Source organism: Quadrisphaera sp. DSM 44207, from assembly GCF_900101335.1.
Taxonomy (GTDB): domain Bacteria; phylum Actinomycetota; class Actinomycetes; order Actinomycetales; family Quadrisphaeraceae; genus DSM-44207.
Genome location: NZ_FNKA01000003.1, coordinates 24119 through 39951, shown reverse-complemented (window position 1 = coordinate 39951; position 15833 = coordinate 24119). Strand labels below are relative to the sequence as shown.

Sequence of the window (15833 nt, the reverse complement as noted above, 5' to 3'; positions counted from 1 at the left end):
GGGACCCGTCCGCTCGCGGTACTACCAGGAGCTCTCGCCGGACCAGCGGCGCCCGGACCAGCTCTCGTCGCTCCAGCGGCGGCCGGACCAGTCGTCGCCGCTCCACCGGCGGCCGAGGAAGGTCATGGTGGACCAGCGGCGGCCCGCCCACTGCAGGCCCGACCAGGAGGTGCCGGCCCAGGTCACGGGCGCCCAGGCGCCGTTGGACCAGCCGGTGCCGGCCCACGCGCGGCCGCGCCAGGTGCCGCCGCTCCACGCCGTCCCGGCCGTCGAGGCGCTCGCCCAGCCGCTCGCGTTCCAGGCGACGCCGAAGACGTCCTTCTCACCGCTGAGGACCGCCGCGTTGGCGGGGTCCACCACGTGGCTGCCGCCGCGGGAGGCCTCCAGGGTGCCGGTGCCGGTGGAGCGGGCGAAGGTCTGCGCGTAGCTGGGCGGGGTGCCCTTCTCCAGCAGCTCCACCGCGCCCATGACGTCGAGGACGCCGGCGCCCTGGGTGGCGTTGGTGACCGCCAGCTTGTCCGCGCTGGCCCGCAGCAGGCCCTTGACCTGGTCCGGGGTCAGGCTCGGGTTGCGCTGCAGCAGCAGGGCGGCGGCGCCGGAGACCACGGCCGCGGACTGCGAGGTGCCCGTGCCGCGGAACATGCGCTTGGTCACCTCGCCCGCGATGAGGCCCTCGGGGTGGTCGACGTCCGCGCGGGAGCCCGGCACGCGCAGGCTGACCACCGACTTGCCCGGCGCCAGCAGGTCCGGGCGGCGGGTGGTGGTGCCGGAGTTCGTCCAGGCGCCGACCCGGTCGTCCGTGGGCGCGTCGGTGCCCAGGTGGTCGCTGGAGCCGACCGCGATGACGAAGGGGTCGATCGCGGGCATGGTCAGCGGCCGCGGGCCCGCCTCGCCGTCGTTGCCGGCAGCGACGACCACGACGATGCCGGCCCGCCACGCGCTCTCGACCGCGTGGGCCAGCGGGTCGAGCGCGGCCGGCTGGGTCGAGTCGGTGCCGTAGGACAGGTTCAGCACGCGGATGTTGTGGCTCCTGCGGTTGGTGACCACCCAGTCGATGCCCGCGACCACCTGGGAGACGTCGACGCCGCCGTCACCGGCGCCGACCTTGACGTTGACGATCCTCGCGTCGGGAGCCATGCCGACGAAGTGCTTCGCGTCGGCCTCGCCGCCGGCGGGCACGGCGCTGTCCTTGCCGGCGATGAGGCCGGCCATGTGCGTGCCGTGCCCGAACCCGTCGACGTACCGGGTGCCCGCGACCTGCGACTCGAAGGAGAGGTCGGGGCCGTTGACGACCTTGCCGGTCGTGATCAGGCCCTCCACGGGAGCCACGCCCGTGTCGACGAGGGCGACGCCCACGCCGTGGCCGGTGAGCTTGCGGTTGCCGTTGTTGGGGTCGGACTTGCCCCACACGACCTGGGCGCCGGTCGTCTTGGTGATCGTGAAGGCGGAGCCCTGGTCGTGGTCGGCCTGCCAGGAGCCGGTGGCCAGGGTCGCCTGCGCGCCCTCGCCCGTGGTGTCGTCGCCCCACGCCTCGTCCAGCGGGCGCAGCGCGCTGTCGGGGGTGACCGCGCGGACGCCGGGGACGTCGAGCAGGTCCTCGACGCGGCTCGACGGCACCCGCCCGTGCAGGCCGTCGAGGACGCTCAGCCGCCCCTCGACGCTGCCCCCGAAGCGCTCGACCGCGGCGGCGGCGGCCTGCCCGCCGCCCTCGACGACGACCGCGACCTGCGCCTCGCCCTCGGCCGGCTCCGCGGCGGCGCCCGGAGCGCCGCCGAGGACCAGTGCGGCGAACGTCGCGCCCGCCGCGCCGGCGGCGACCGCGCCGCGCAGCCACGGCCGCGCCTGCACCGTCGCGTCCTCCCCAGCGCCGCCGTGCGGGCGGCGCGTGCTCATCTCATCCATGCCCAGTCCCTCCGAGTGGTGTGAGGAGAGACTGGGTCCTCACTCTGTGTGTGGGATAGGTCTACACCGCGTGATCACCCGGGTGGACGCACCCGCGCGGGCCGCTGCCCGCTCAGGCGAACGCGAACAGCAGCGGCAGGACGGCGACCACGGCGGCGGCCCACAGGCCGTACGCCGGCAGGTAGGTCGTCTGCCAGCGCTCGAGGCGGGAGAAGGCGACCCGGCCGGCGAGGAAGCGGGCCGACAGCAGCGCCGCCCGGGCCAGGTTCACCAGCAGCAGGAGGTTCAGGCCGAGGGCCGCGACCCGGTTCGGCGTCCAGCCGAGGTCGCCGACGCGGGCGACCATCGCCGCGAGCACCACCGCGTCCAGGAGCAGGGCGCTGGCGACCGCGACGAGCTGGAGGCGGTCCAGCACCCCCGCCGGCCGCACCGGGTCGCGCGCCGAGGTGCTGTAGAGCACCAGCCCGAGCACCACCAGCAGCAGGACGTCGAAGACCGCGAGCACCTCGCGCTGGAAGTCCCCGGAGGACCCGGTGACGAGGTAGGTGGCGGCGGCGCCGGCGAGCACGACGGCGAACAGCGGGGTGAAGACCGCGGTCAGCACCGGGGCCATGTTCTCGACGACGTCCTGCTTGGCCTCGACCAGCCACGCCGCCACCACCACGGCACCCGCGGCGCCGGAGGGGAGCACCCACTCGAACATCGGCTCGACGAGGCCCGGGCCGACCGGGTCGAGGAGAGCCGCGGTCAGCCCCAGCAGCACCCCGCCGCCGAGGGCGATGAGCACGTAGTAGATGACCCACTCGCCGGTGAAGCGGACGACGTCCATGCGCCGCTCGTGGAAGCGCCAGGTGCCGCCCATGGAGGCGGAGGCGACGGCGAACCACAGCGCCACGGGCAGGTGCAGGGCCGCGAGCAGCTCGGTCGAGGAGCCCGGCGCCCACGGGTAGGCGTTGACCACGACGGCGGCGGCGACGAAGGGCGCCGCGGTCCCCAGCACCTGCCGGCGGGTCAGCCCCCGCCGCAGGACGAACCAGGCGGCCAGGAACGGCAGCACGAGCAGGCCCGCGTTGCGCAGGTAGAGGGTGGCCAGCTCCTCCTCCCCCAGGCCGAGCGCGCGCGGGACGTGGACGGCGACGGCCGCTGCCACCGCCAGCACCAGCGCGCTGGTCAGGCCGCTGGAGGGGCGCTCGGGCTCGGCGTCGCCCGTCAGGACCAGCTGCTTCCACAGCCTGCCGCTGTGCTCGCGGGCGAACTCGCGGGAGAGGGCGTCGACGGCCCCCAGCCGCTTGACCGCCACCAGGAACGCCTCGTCGTCGGCGAGCCCGACGTCGGCGAGGGCGTCGATCTGCTCGCGCAGGTGGGCCTCCAGCTCCTCGACGTCGCCTCCGCGCACGCCGCGGGCGCGACCGACGTAGGAGCGCCACTCGCCGATCTGCGCCTCCAGCGTCCCCGCCCCGGCCCGCGTCGCCACCTCAGGCCGTCCCGAGGGAGGGCTGCGGCGCGAGCCGGTCCCAGGCGCCGCCCAGGGCGTGCGTGACCGCGGCCCACTGCCGCCGCTGGTCCGCGAGCGCGCTGCGCCCGGCGTCGGTGATGGCGTAGTACCGCCGGCGCCGGCCCTGCGGCGGGGTGCGCCAGGTGGTGCTCACCCACTCCAGCCGCTCCAGGCGGTGCAGCAGCGGGTAGAGCATCCCGTCGCTCCACTCCAGCTCCCCGCCGGAGAGCTCCCGGACGCGCTTGGAGAGCGCGTACCCGTAGCTCTCGCCCCCGGCGAGGATGGCCAGCACCAGCGGCGTCGCCGAGGCCGCCACCAGGTCCTTGTCGATGCGCACGAGACCTCCAGCCGGACGAGGAGGCCTCATACCTAGCAGCCCTATGCATAGCAGCACAAGGGGCGAGCGTCCGCGCTGTTGACGCGCCCGGGACGTCACTGTTGACTCACTCACATGACGGCCACCACGCCCGCCCCCCGCTCGACGGCGGACGCCCGCCGCGCGACCGTGCTCTCGTGCGCGATCACGGTGTTCGCCCGCACCGGGTACTACGCCACCCCGGTCACCGAGGTGGCCGACGCGGCGAAGATCTCCCCGGCGTACGTCTTCCGCCTCTTCCCCAGCAAGCTGGCCCTGTTCGTCGCGGCGCTGGACGAGTGCTTCCGGCGCGTCCTGCGCAGCCTGGCCGAGGGCGCGGACGCCTCCGACGCCGAGGACCCCGAGGCGGTGCTCGCGGCGATGGGCGACGCGTACGCCCGGCTGATCGCCGACCGCAGCCTGCTGATGCTCCAGGTGCACGCCCTCAGCGCCGGGGACGTCCCGGAGATCCGCGCCGCGCTGCAGCGCGGGCTCGAGCAGGTGGTCACCCGGGCCGCGGAGCACACCGGCGCCCCCCAGGACGCGGTGCAGCGGTTCATGGCCTACGGCCAGCTGTGCCACCTGATCGTGGCCGCCGGCCTGGTGGACCTCACGCCCTCGTGGGCGACGACCCTCACGGCCGGCATGGCCCACCCCGCCTCCGCGCCCGCGCCCGCCCCCGCGGGGGGTGGGCCCGCGGGGGGTGGGCGCTGACGGCGCTGACCCGCGCATCAGGCGGCGGGCAGGCGACCGTGGCGGGCGAGGGCGGCGAGGGCGTCGACCGTCAGCCGGGCGCGCCACTCGAAGGCCACGGCCGGGGCCCAGGCCCGCCAGGTGAAGTCCCACCCGCCGTCGCGGCGCTGCCCGGCGGCCAGCCGGTCGAGCTCCTCGTCGACGACCTCCGGGTCGAACAGGCGCCGGGCCGCCGTGCCGGGCCTGGGCGCCAGGTCCAGGAGCTGCAGCGCCTCGTCCTCGGTGCCGCCCTCGACCGCCAGGCGCCCGTCGCGGGGCAGCCGGCGGCCCAGCGCCTGCACCCCCGGGGCGTCGCCGACGGCGTCGAGGAGGTGCAGCGCGTACATCGTCTCGTGCGCGCTCAGCCGGTCCGCGGCGTCGATCGCTCGGCGGCAGTAGGCGCTGGCGGCCTCGACCCAGGCACCGGTAGCGCCCAGGCGCAGCGCGGCGGCGGCCACCGCGGCGGTCATGTGCAGCGACGAGGCGGGGTCGGGTCGCATCCACGGCGCCTGCGGGGCGCCGTCGGCGGCCGGCAGGTGGAACGGGATGCCGCCGTCGTCGTCGCTGACCGCGGCCAGCCACGCCAGCGCCTCCACCGGCGCGGGCGCGCCGACCTCGCCCAGGACGTCGAAGGCGGTCAGCACCGCGATCGGCTGGCTGCTCAGCGTCCGCACGTCCGGCTCGACCAGACCCGCGTACCCGCCGTCGGGGTTGGCGTAGGCGGCCACCGCCGCGGCCACCGCCGCGGCCGGTGCGCCCTCGAGCAGGTGCGCCAGGCGCCGCCGGTCCAGCAGGCGGCCGTGCAGCTGCACGAACCGGCGGGCGGCGGCGACGTCGGTCACGGGCTCAGCGCTCACGGGCCGAGTGTGCTGCCCGCGTGCGACAGGACGCCCTCGGCGCGCCCAGGGCCAGAGCGCCCTCACAGGGCGTGCCGGCGGCGCAGCAGCGTGAAGGCCAGCCAGCCGGGCGGCACCCGCAGCCACACCGTGGTGCAGCGGTACAGGAGCACCGCGGACAGCGCCTCGGCGGCGGGCAGGCCGGCGGCCACCAGCCCGGCGCTCAGCGCGGCGTCGACGGCGCCCAGCCCGCCGGGCGTGGGGGCGGCCGAGCCGAGCGCGTTGCCGACCAGCATCACGAGCGCGGTCTGCAGCAGCGGCAGGGAGACGTCGAAGGCGCGCAGCGAGGCGTCGAGGACGGCGACGTACCCGGCCGTGATCAGCAGGTTACCGCCGACGCCGGCGGCGATCCTGACCGGTCGCCGGCCGACCTCGCGCAGGCGGGGGCCCACCTGCTCCAGGTGCCGGTGCAGCACGGCCGCGAGCGAGCGCCGCGGCCGCGGCAGCGCCGCCACCACGAGGCCCGCGCCGGCCAGGGCCGCCACCGCGAGGACCGCCGTCCACGGCACCGCAGGGATCGGGGCCCCGCTGACGGCCACGGCCCCCGCGAGCAGGACGAGCGTGACGACCACGCTCGAGAGCTGGGTCAGCCCGACGGTGGCCGTCACGCCCGCGGCGCTGTGGCCGAGCAGGTGCAGGAACCGCGCGTTGACCGCCAGCTGCCCGACGGACGGCGGCATCACCACGCTGACGAAGCTCGAGGCGACCTGGACGCCGAGGGTGCGCCCCCAGGGGATCCTCCCCGGAGCGAACGCGGCGAGGCTGATCGCGGCCCCCAGGACGGGGACCAGCGAGGCGGCCACGGCGACCAGCGCCCACCCCGGGTCGGCGCCGGCGAGCTGGGCGAGCAGGTCCACGGAGCCCAGCTGCACGACCAGCACGACGACGGTGAGCAGGCCCAGGACCGCGAGGACCAGGCGGCGGCCGGTGCGGTGCGGTGTGCGGTGTGCGGTGCGGTGTGCGGTGCGGTGGCCGGTGCGGCGGGCGGTGCGGCGGGCGGTGCGGTGGCCGGTGCGGCGGGCGGTGCGGAGGGCGGTGCGGCCCGCTCCCGGCGCTCCGGCGGCGTCAGCGGTCGTGGTCGGGCGCGGGAGCACGGCGGTGCGGACGTCGGACACGGCACCTCCTGCGGGTCGGGGGCCCAGGCGGCCGGGTGCTCGCACCCGCCGTCGCGGCCGGTGCCCACACTGGAGCGCCGCGGCTGCCGGTCCCAGCACCGCAGGGATGAACTTCCGCCCTCGCGCATCCCCCGGAGGTCGGAGGGGGTGCGACGTGAGGAGGAGCAGCCGGGGGGTGCGGTCGGTCCTTCCGGTGCTCGTGCCCGCACCGGAGGGCTCCCTAGCGTCGGAGCAGGCCGGAGCGGCCCGCACCGACGACTCCAGGAGCAGCGCATGATCGAGGTCCGAGGCCTGACCAAGCGGTACGGCGACAAGACCGCCGTCGACGACCTGAGCTTCACCGTCCGCCCCGGCGCGATCACCGGGTTCCTGGGGCCCAACGGCGCCGGGAAGTCCACCACCATGCGCATGGTCATGGGTCTGGACAGGCCCACCAGCGGGTCGGCCCTGGTCGACGGGCGCTCCTACGTCCAGCACCGGGCGCCGCTGCGGCAGGTGGGGGCGCTGCTGGAGGCCAGGGCGGTGCACCCGGGTCGCAGCGCCTACCACCACCTGCTCTCCCTGGCCCAGACCCACGGGCTGCCGCGCCGGCGGGTGCACGAGGTGATCGACCTGGTCGGCCTGCGCAGCGCGGCCCGCAGGAGGGCCGGGTCGTTCTCCCTCGGCATGGGCCAGCGCCTCGGGATCGCCGTAGCGCTCCTCGGCGACCCGGCCACGGTCATCCTCGACGAGCCCGTCAACGGGCTGGACCCCGACGGGGTGCTCTGGATCCGCACCCTGCTGCGCTCCCTGGCCGCCGAGGGCCGCACCGTCCTCATCTCCAGCCACCTGATGAGCGAGATGGCCGTGACCGCCGAGCACCTGATCGTCATCGGTCGCGGCCGGCTGCTGGCCGACACCACCGTCGAGGGGCTGATCGCCACGGCCACCGACCGGCCGGTGACCGTGGCCTCCCCGCGGGCCGCCGACCTCGCACGGCTGCTGCTGGCGTCCGGCGCCTCGGTCACCGACGTCGAGCCCGGGCGGATGAGCGTGCGCGGCGCCGGCGCGGACGCGATCGGCGACCTGGCCGCCGCCCACGGGCTGCCGCTGCACCAGCTGCGCACCGAGACCGCCTCCCTGGAGGAGGCCTACATGGCCCTCACCGACACCAGCCGCGAGTACCGCACCGACGGGACCGACGGCCGCCCGACCGCCCGCTCGACCGACCGCTCCAGCCACGCCCAGACCCTCGAGGACGCAGCATGACCACCACCCTGGTCCCCGTGACCACCACCGACGGCGGCGGACGCGCGCCGCAGCGCCCCGGCAGCGCCCACCCCGCCCACCCCGCCCACCCCTCGCACTCCGAGCGGCCGGAGCGGCCGGAGCGGCCCGAGCGGCCCGAGCGGCGCGGCGCCGGCCTGCCCCGCGCGGTGCTCTCGGAGTGGACCAAGACGCGCTCCCTGCGCTCGACCTGGATGGCCCTGGCCCTCGCGGTGGCCGTCAGCCTGGGCCTGGCCGCCGCGATCGGCTCCGACCTCGGCAGCGACGGCGGCGGCTTCGGCGGGGACGACGCCGACTTCGGCGACACCTTCGGCGGGGACTCCGTGCGCGCGGTGCTGGCCGGCACGAGGCTGGCCGGCCTCGTGCTCGGGGTGCTCGGTGTGCTGCAGATGTCCGGGGAGTACGCCACCGGCACGATCACGGCCAGCCTGACCGCGGTGCCGCGACGGTGGCCGGTGCTGCTGGCCAAGGCCGTCGTGCTCGTGGCGGTGGTCGCACCGGTGGCCCTGGGGCTGTCGGCCGGGGCCCTGTGGGTCGGGTCCCTCGTCGTCGAGGGGGGCCTGGCGTTCTCCTGGGGCGCGGTCCTGGGCAACGCCGGGTACCTGATGGCGGTCGCGCTGCTCGGGCTGGGGCTGGCCGCGATGGCGCGCAGCACGGCGATGAGCATCACGGCGCTCGTCGCCATCGCCTTCGTGATCCCCCCGATCCTGCCCCTGCTGCCGTGGAGCTGGGTGGAGACGGCCGCGGACTACTTCCCCAGCGCCGCCGGGGACTCGCTGACCTCGACGGTGCCCGGTGCCGCCGCCATCTCCGACGCCGCCGCGGCCGGGACGCTGGCCGCCTGGGCCCTCGTCCCCCTCGTCGCGGGCGTGGTGATGCTGACCAGGCGGGACGCCTGACCGCTCGAGCCACGCCTGGACCTGGGCCGGCGCGTACCCGCCGCACTGCGTCAGCGGACCTGGGGCTGGAGGACGTCGCCGTCCTGGGCAGCTCCTTCGGGGGCTGGGTCGCCGCGGAGATGGCCGCGCGGGACACCACCGGTCGCGTCGGCCGCCTGGTGCTGGTGGGAGCCGTCGGCCCCGAGCCCGCCGAGCCGCCCGCCGCGCCCCCTCCCGGTCGCGGCCCGTCGCCGGCGGCCCTCGCCCTGCTGCAGCACTACACCGGCCCGACGATGTGGGACGCCTCCCTGCTCCACCGCCTGGCGGCCGTCCGCGTTCCCGTGCTGGTCGTCTGGGGCGAGCGGGATCCCGTCGTCCCGCCTGCCTACGGGCGCGCCTACGCCGACGCCTTCGCCGACGCCCGCTTCACCGTCGTCCCGGGGGCCAGGCACCTGCCCACCAGCGAGGCCCCCGCGGCCACCTTCGCCGTCATCGACCCCTTCCTCGGCGCCAGCGCCCACGGGTGAGGAGCTCGACCCCCGCGGCAGAGGCCGACTGAGGCGCGACCGGCAGGTCGACGACGGAGCCAGCAGCGGGACTCGAACCCGCAACCGCCCGATTACAAGTCGGGTGCGCTACCAGTTGCGCCATGCTGGCGGAGCGCCGTCCAGCCTAGGGCGCCATCGCCTCCGAGGCGTGCGGCGGCGGGCAGCGACCGGTGATCGTGGGCTCGTCCGGGGTACTGGGCCGCGACACCCCGGATCAGTCCGTGATCGGCGCGAGGGCGGGCTCAGGGGTGGCGCCGCGCCCGGGTGAGGATGCCACCGGCGGCCACGAGCACCACCGCGGCGACGACGAACCACGCGACCACGGGCACGGAGCCGCCCGACGCCGGGGCCGGTTCCGTCGCCATCGCCGCCTCGGCGTCGGTGTCCGCCCCGGAGGACGGCGCCGGCGGGGACGACGCGGACGGCGCCGCAGCGGCCCCGGCGGACGGGTCCTCGCTCGGCACGGTGCTCGGTGCGGTGCTCGGTGCGGTGCTCGGTGCGGTGCTCGGCTCGGGCGCCGTGGCCACGGTGTAGCCGAACTCCCCCGAGACCGGGTGCCCGTCCGCGGACGTCGCGCGCCAGGTCACGGTGTGCTCCCCCGCCGGCCCGCTCGTGTCGAGGCGCGCGGTGACCGTCTCGCCGTCCACCGACAGGTCCGTCACCGCGACCGGCCCCCCGGGGCCGGCGACCGCCACCTCGGTGCCGAGCGCGATCACGGACTGGTTGAACGTCAGGGTGATCGCGCCGGCCGGGGCGTCGAGCCGAGCGCCGTCCGCGGGGTCGGTGGCGACGAGCCGGGTGTGCGCGCTCGCGGCACCGGCGGTGGCGACCAGCCCCACCGGCAGGAGCAGCGCTGTCAGCAGCGCCAGCAGGGCGGCGCGTGCACGAGGTCCGACGGTCATGTCCTCCAGGGTAGGCACCGCACCCGGGCGCGGGCCGGCAGCGCACCGCCGTCCGGGTGGCGCCGCCCGTGCGTCCACAGGCTCGCGCCGCAGACCCCACCCGGTGTCGGCCTCGCCCGGAACGCACTCCCCTCCCCCGCGCGCCGAGGAGGGCGCCCACGCCGGGGTCAGGTCGGGAACGACCCCAGCGCCGCTCCCGCGGGCAGCGGCGAGGCCGGCAGCGGGCTCCAGTCCGGCTGTCCCTGGTTGCCGAGCACGACGAGCACCGCCGCGAGCGCGACGAGCACCAGGACGGCGACGGCGACCTGCGCGCCGACGGGCCCGGGCGCCACCGCGCGCACGATCCGGCGCGACCCCGAGCGCAGCGAGGCGGACCCGGGGCCCCACCACGCGGTCAGGACGGCGGCCGCGGCGCCGGCGGCCAGCGGCAGGGACTGGCCGGGCGCGACCGCCGTGGCCGGGTCGACGGCCCAGCCGACGAGCGCCGCGACGCTGACGCCCACGAGCGCGGGCAGGAGCAGCGCCGGCACCGACGTCAGGAGCGCGGCGAGCAGGTGCCCGGGGACGCCCAGGGCGGTCAGCGCGCCGTCGGAGCGGCGCGGCCCCCGCTCGAAGCGGCGGCGGGCAGCGGCCCCGGCGACGCGGTCGACGGTGCGGGCCGCCACCCCGAGGAGCGCGGCGAGGATCGCCGTCGTGAGGGGCGCGACCGCCGCGCTCACGACCAGGGCCAGCAGCAGCGCCGCGAGGGTGCCGCTGCGCCGGGCCGGCGGCGCGAGCGCGCCCTGCTCGTGCGGCCACGCCGGCGCGCCGTAGCCGCCGGGCACCGGGTGGCCCGCGTACGGGCCGGGGCCCCAGGGCACCGCGGGCGCCGGCGGCGGCGCGGGGACGGCGGCCTGCGCGGGGGCACCGGCCGTCCCCGCCGGCAGCTGCGTCGTGGCCGCCGCCGGGGACGGCGCGCCGGTCGCCACCGGCTGCGTCGCCGCGGGCACCGGCCGGGTGGCCGCGGCACCGGCGGCCCCCGCGCCGGAGCCCGCCGCCAGCGGCGCCGTCGACGCCGGGACCTGCGTGGTGGCGTCCGGGTCGTCGCGCTCGTCCCACCCGGCGCCGCCGCGCAGCAGCGGTGTCGTCACCGCACCCGCTGCGCCCGCCGGCACCGCGACGACCCGGGTGCGGTCCTCCTCGTCCGGGTGGGCGCGCTCGGACGCCGCGGGCGCGGACGACGCGGGCACGGACGACGCGGGCACGGCGGCGGGCAGCGCCTGCACCGCCTCGCGCAGGCGCCGCGGCGTCGGGCGGTCGGCGGGGTCCGGACGCAGGGCCGCCGCGAGCACGGGCGCGAGCGGTGCGGGCACGCCGTCCAGGTCGGCCTCGCCGCGCCGCACCCGGCTGAGCACGGCCTCGGCCGGCCCGGTGCCGAACGGCGGGCGCCCCGTGGCCGCGAAGGCCAGCACGGCGGCCCAGCCCCACCAGTCGGCCGAGACGGTCACCGCACCGCCGTCCAGCACCTCGGGCGAGAGGTAGCCGGGGGTGCCCATGACGAGCCCGGTGCTGGTCAGCCGGACGTCGTCCGCGATCTGGGCGATGCCGAAGTCGATGACGACGGGGTCGCCGTCGGAGACGAGGACGTTGCCGGGCTTGAGGTCGCGGTGCACCACGCCCGCGTCGTGGATCGCGGCCAGGGCGTCCCCGAGGCCCAGGCCGAGGCGCGCGAGGTCCGCCCCGGCCAGCGGCCCGACGGCCTCCACGTGCGCGTCCAGCGGCGGCGCGGGCACGAACTGGGTGACGAGGTAGGGCGGCTCGGCGTCCGGGTCGGCGTCCAGCACCTCAGCGACGTGCGGCGAGCGCACCCGGCGCAGGGTGTCGACCTCGCGCGCCAGGCGGTGCCGCGCGCTGGGGTCGGCGGCCACGTGGGGCCGCAGCACCTTGACGGCCACGGCGCGCCCCTGCGGGTCCACCGCCAGGTGGACGACGCCCATGCCACCGCCGCCGATGACGTGCAGCAGCCGGTACGGGCCCAGCCGCGAGGGGCTTGCGCCGTGCATGCCGCCACCGTACGCGGAGCGCGCTCGGGATGCCGTCGCGCGCCCGATCACTAGGCTGACGAGTCGGATCCCGACGGGAGGGGCGCGCGTGCCGCGAGCGGGCTACGACTTCGTCGTGGTGGCCAACAGGCTGCCCGTGGACAGGGTCGTCGACGCCGACGGCACCACCACCTGGCGCACGTCGCCCGGCGGCCTGGTGACCGCCCTCGAACCCGTGATGCGCGAGGCCGACGGCGCGTGGGTGGGCTGGTCCGGGGACGCCGGGGAGGCGCCCGAGCCCTTCGACCAGGGCGGCATGCACCTGGTGGCGGTGCCGCTGTCGAAGAAGGAGGTCGCCCGCTACTACGAGGGGTTCTCCAACGGCACCCTGTGGCCGCTGTACCACGACGTGATCGCCCAGCCGGAGTACCACCGCGAGTGGTGGGAGGCCTACGTCAAGGTCAACGACCGCTTCGCGGACGCCGCGGCCGAGCAGGCGTCGCAGGGGGCGACGGTGTGGGTGCAGGACTACCAGCTGCAGCTGGTGCCGGCGATGCTTCGCGAGCGCCGTCCCGACCTGCGGATCGGCTTCTTCAACCACATCCCGTTCCCGCCCTACGAGCTGTTCGCCCAGCTGCCCTGGCGGCGGCAGGTGGTCGAGGGCCTGCTCGGCGCCGACCTGCTCGGGTTCCAGCGCATGTCGGACGCCAACAACTTCCTGCGCGCCTGCCGGCGGGCCCTGGGTCTGAGCAGCCGCGTCCAGCAGGTGAGCGTGCCCTCCCCCGACGGCGGCAGCCGCACCGTGCGCGCGACGGCCTTCCCGATCTCCATCGACTCCCGGGCCGTCGACGAGATGGCGCGCTCGCCGCGGGTGCAGTCGCGCGTGGCCGAGCTGCGCTTCGAGCTGGGCGCTCCCCGCCGCCTGGCGCTCGGCGTCGACCGCCTGGACTACACCAAGGGCATCACCCACCGCCTGAAGGCGTGGGGGGAGCTGCTGGCCGACGGGCGGATCGACCCCGAGGACACCGTGCTCGTGCAGGTGGCCACGCCCAGCCGGGAGCGGGTGGAGAGCTACCGCCAGCTGCGCGACGAGATCGAGCTGACGGTGGGCCGCATCAACGGCGACCACGGCTCCCTGGGGCACCCGGCCGTGCACTACCTGCACCACAACCAGCCGCGCGACGAGATGGAGGCGCTCTACCAGGCCGCCGACGTCATGCTCGTCACGTCCCTGCGCGACGGCATGAACCTCGTGGCCAAGGAGTACGTGGCCTCGCGCTTCGACGAGGGCGGGGTGCTGGTGCTCAGCGAGTTCACCGGCGCCGCCGACGAGCTCACCCAGGCGCTGAGCGTCAACCCCCACGACATCGACGGCCTCAAGGACGCGATCGCGCGGGCCCTGGAGATGCCGCCGCGCGAGCAGTCGCGCCGCATGCGGGCGCTGCGCCGCCGCGTGATGGAGCACGACGTCGCCGCCTGGGCGGCGGCGTTCCTGAAGGCGCTGCAGGACCCGCCGGCCGTGACGGCGGCCACAGCGGCGACAGCGACAGCGGCGACGGCGGGGACAGCGACGGCGGAGGGGTCGTGACCGCGCCGGCGCTCGACCCGTCGCTGCTCACCGCGCTGGAGGCCTTCGCCGCCCGCTCCCCCGTGCTCGTCGCCCTCGACTTCGACGGCGTCCTGGCGCCCATCGTGGCCCAGCCGGGCGACGCGCGGCCGCTGCCGGCCTCCGCCGCCGCGGTGGCCGGTCTGGCCGCGGCGGACGGCGTCACGGTGGCCCTGGTCAGCGGCCGCTCGCTGGAGAGCCTGCGGGCGGTCGCCGACCCGCCGCCGTCCGCGGTGCTCGTCGCCAGCCACGGCGCGGAGGTCGCCGGCGCGGTGCTGGAGCTGAGCGCCGAGCAGGAGGCCCTGCTCGCGCAGGTCGTCGAGGGGCTGGGGGCGGTCGTCGCGGCCCACGAGGGCACCGCGCTCGAGCGCAAGCCCGCCGGCGCGGTCCTGCACACCCGGCGCGCCAGCCCGGACGTCGCGGCGGAGGCGACCGCGGCGGCCCTGACGGGGCCGGCGACGCTGCCCGGGGTGCGCGCGATGCGGGGCAAGGAGGTCGTGGAGCTGTCGGTGGTCGACGCCGACAAGGGCAGCGCGGTCGCCGCCCTGCGCTCCCGCCTCGGCGTCGACGCCGCCCTGTTCGCCGGGGACGACGTCACGGACGAGGACGCCTTCGCCGTCCTCGACACCGCCGCGGGCGACGTGCCGGTCAAGGTCGGCCCGGGCGAGACCGCTGCGCCGTACCGCGTGCCCGACCCCGAGGCGGTCGCCGTCCTGCTGCAGCACCTGCTCTCCCGCCGGGCCTGACGCGCCGGACCTGACGCGCCGGGCCTGCCGCGCCGGGCCTGCCGCGCCGGGCCTGCCGCGCCGGGCTTCCCGCGCCGCGCCGCATGGGGCAGACTCCATCGCGGACACCGGCGTCCCGACGGTCGCCGCGTCCTCTGCGCGCGCCGCCCGGCCCGCGCAGGCCCCTCACTCGGATCGTCCGGCACGTTCCTGCCGGTGGGAGGACACACCATGGCCACCGTCACCTTCGACCACGCCTCGCGCGTGTACCCCGGGGCGGACCGCCCCGCCGTGGACGCGCTGGACCTCGACATCGCCGACGGCGAGTTCCTCGTCCTCGTCGGCCCCTCCGGCTGCGGCAAGTCCACGTCGCTGCGCATGCTCGCCGGCCTCGAGGACGTCAACTCCGGCCGCATCCTCATCGGCGACCGCGACGTCACCGACGTCCAGCCGAAGGACCGGGACATCGCCATGGTGTTCCAGAACTACGCGCTGTACCCGCACATGACCGTGGCCGACAACATGGGCTTCGCCCTGAAGATCGCCGGCGTGAAGAAGGACGAGATCCGCACCCGCGTGCAGGAGGCGGCCAAGATCCTCGACCTCGAGCAGTACCTGGACCGCAAGCCGAAGGCCCTCTCCGGCGGCCAGCGCCAGCGCGTGGCCATGGGCCGCGCCATCGTGCGCCAGCCCCAGGTGTTCCTCATGGACGAGCCGCTGTCCAACCTGGACGCGAAGCTGCGCGTGCAGACCCGCACGCAGATCGCCCAGCTGCAGCGCCGCCTCGGCGTCACCACGGTGTACGTCACCCACGACCAGGTCGAGGCCATGACCATGGGCGACCGGGTCGCGGTGCTCAAGGACGGCGTGCTGCAGCAGGTCGACACCCCGCGGCACATGTACGACCGGCCGGCGAACGTGTTCGTCGCGGGCTTCATCGGCTCCCCGGCGATGAACCTGCTCGAGCTGCCCGTCGCCGACGGCGGCGTGCAGTTCGGCTCCGCGATCCTCCCCGTGACCCGCACCGCCCTGTCCGAGGCCCGCGCGGACCGCCGGGTCACCGTGGGCGTGCGCCCGGAGGACCTCGAGCTCGCCTCCACCGGCCTGCCGGTCGAGGTCGACGTCGTCGAGGAGCTCGGCGCGGACGCCTACATCTACGGGCGGGCGAAGTTCTCCGGCGGCGACGAGAAGCAGATCATCGCCCGCGTCGACGGCCGCCGTCCTCCGGAGAAGGGCGCCGTGGTGAACCTGACCCCCAAGCAGGGCCACACGCACCTGTTCGACACCCAGGACGGCCACCGCATCGAGGCCTGAGCGCAGGCGGCGGCCGGCCCGACCAACCCGACCGGCCGCCGCCGCGAGAGGGGGCGCACCGCCTGCGCGGTGCGCCCC

General features: G+C 76.8%; 14 protein-coding genes and 1 tRNA gene. 7 read left to right on the top strand and 8 right to left on the bottom strand.

Annotation, left to right across the window (positions count from 1 at the left end):
- Positions 1-21: 21 nt before the first annotated feature.
- The 3 genes from BLS82_RS10585 to BLS82_RS10575 all read right to left on the bottom strand — a co-directional run bounded on the left by BLS82_RS10585 (position 22) and on the right by BLS82_RS10575 (position 3734).
- Positions 22-1902: a S8 family serine peptidase gene (locus BLS82_RS10585; RefSeq protein ID WP_143028815.1), complete on the bottom strand. Its 1881-nt coding sequence runs from the start codon at positions 1900-1902 to the stop codon at positions 22-24.
- Between the two features lie 112 nt (positions 1903-2014).
- Positions 2015-3376 (bottom strand): permease prefix domain 1-containing protein, encoded by a 1362-nt coding sequence (locus BLS82_RS10580; RefSeq protein ID WP_092865450.1) that lies wholly within the window; start codon positions 3374-3376, stop codon positions 2015-2017.
- A gap of 1 nt (position 3377) precedes the next feature.
- Positions 3378-3734, bottom strand: coding sequence for a PadR family transcriptional regulator (locus BLS82_RS10575; RefSeq protein ID WP_092865447.1), 357 nt, complete (start codon positions 3732-3734; stop codon positions 3378-3380).
- A gap of 114 nt (positions 3735-3848) precedes the next feature.
- Here BLS82_RS10575 and BLS82_RS10570 point away from each other — a divergent pair, with 114 nt between their 5' ends.
- Complete coding sequence (locus tag BLS82_RS10570) at positions 3849-4466, top strand: TetR/AcrR family transcriptional regulator (protein WP_092865444.1); 618 nt, start codon at positions 3849-3851, stop codon at positions 4464-4466.
- A gap of 17 nt (positions 4467-4483) precedes the next feature.
- Here the strand turns inward: BLS82_RS10570 and BLS82_RS10565 are convergent, their stop codons facing one another.
- Together BLS82_RS10565 and BLS82_RS10560 are read right to left on the bottom strand one after the other, a co-directional pair.
- Complete coding sequence (locus BLS82_RS10565; protein WP_218123832.1) at positions 4484-5341, bottom strand: hypothetical protein; 858 nt, start codon at positions 5339-5341, stop codon at positions 4484-4486.
- A gap of 62 nt (positions 5342-5403) precedes the next feature.
- Complete coding sequence (locus tag BLS82_RS10560) at positions 5404-6495, bottom strand: lysylphosphatidylglycerol synthase transmembrane domain-containing protein (RefSeq protein WP_092865438.1); 1092 nt, start codon at positions 6493-6495, stop codon at positions 5404-5406.
- Between the two features lie 273 nt (positions 6496-6768).
- Here BLS82_RS10560 and BLS82_RS10555 point away from each other — a divergent pair, with 273 nt between their 5' ends.
- From BLS82_RS10555 to BLS82_RS10545, 3 genes are all read left to right on the top strand, one after another.
- Entirely contained in the window at positions 6769-7743 is a 975-nt protein-coding gene (locus BLS82_RS10555) for an ABC transporter ATP-binding protein (protein ID WP_092865435.1), read from the top strand.
- Entirely contained in the window at positions 7740-8660 is a 921-nt protein-coding gene (locus BLS82_RS10550; protein ID WP_092865432.1) for an ABC transporter permease subunit, read from the top strand. Before BLS82_RS10555 ends, BLS82_RS10550 begins: the two co-directional genes overlap by 4 nt.
- Before the next feature lie 119 nt (positions 8661-8779).
- Complete coding sequence (locus tag BLS82_RS10545) at positions 8780-9166, top strand: alpha/beta fold hydrolase (protein WP_092865429.1); 387 nt, start codon at positions 8780-8782, stop codon at positions 9164-9166.
- Positions 9167-9223: 57 nt separating this feature from the next.
- Here the strand turns inward: BLS82_RS10545 and BLS82_RS10540 are convergent.
- From BLS82_RS10540 to BLS82_RS16620, 3 genes are all read right to left on the bottom strand, one after another.
- A tRNA-Thr gene (locus BLS82_RS10540) sits at positions 9224-9296 on the bottom strand.
- 133 nt (positions 9297-9429) lie between these two features.
- Entirely contained in the window at positions 9430-10089 is a 660-nt protein-coding gene (locus tag BLS82_RS10535; RefSeq protein WP_092865426.1) for a copper resistance CopC family protein, read from the bottom strand.
- Positions 10090-10256: 167 nt separating this feature from the next.
- A complete protein-coding gene (locus BLS82_RS16620) occupies positions 10257-12131 on the bottom strand; it encodes a protein kinase domain-containing protein (RefSeq protein WP_092865423.1) in 1875 nt (624 codons plus the stop codon).
- A gap of 88 nt (positions 12132-12219) precedes the next feature.
- On the opposite strand from BLS82_RS16620, the gene BLS82_RS10525 reads away from it, so the two are divergent.
- The 3 genes from BLS82_RS10525 (at position 12220) to BLS82_RS10515 (ending at position 15755) form a co-directional block, all read left to right on the top strand.
- On the top strand, positions 12220-13698 hold the full coding sequence (locus tag BLS82_RS10525) for an alpha,alpha-trehalose-phosphate synthase (UDP-forming) (protein ID WP_255378283.1): 1479 nt from the start codon (positions 12220-12222) through the stop codon (positions 13696-13698).
- Positions 13695-14462, top strand: coding sequence for a trehalose-phosphatase (gene otsB / locus BLS82_RS10520; RefSeq protein WP_092865420.1), 768 nt, complete (start codon positions 13695-13697; stop codon positions 14460-14462). Before BLS82_RS10525 ends, otsB begins: the two co-directional genes overlap by 4 nt.
- Positions 14463-14672: 210 nt before the next feature.
- Entirely contained in the window at positions 14673-15755 is a 1083-nt protein-coding gene (locus BLS82_RS10515; protein ID WP_092865417.1) for an ABC transporter ATP-binding protein, read from the top strand.
- Positions 15756-15833 lie beyond the last annotated feature (78 nt).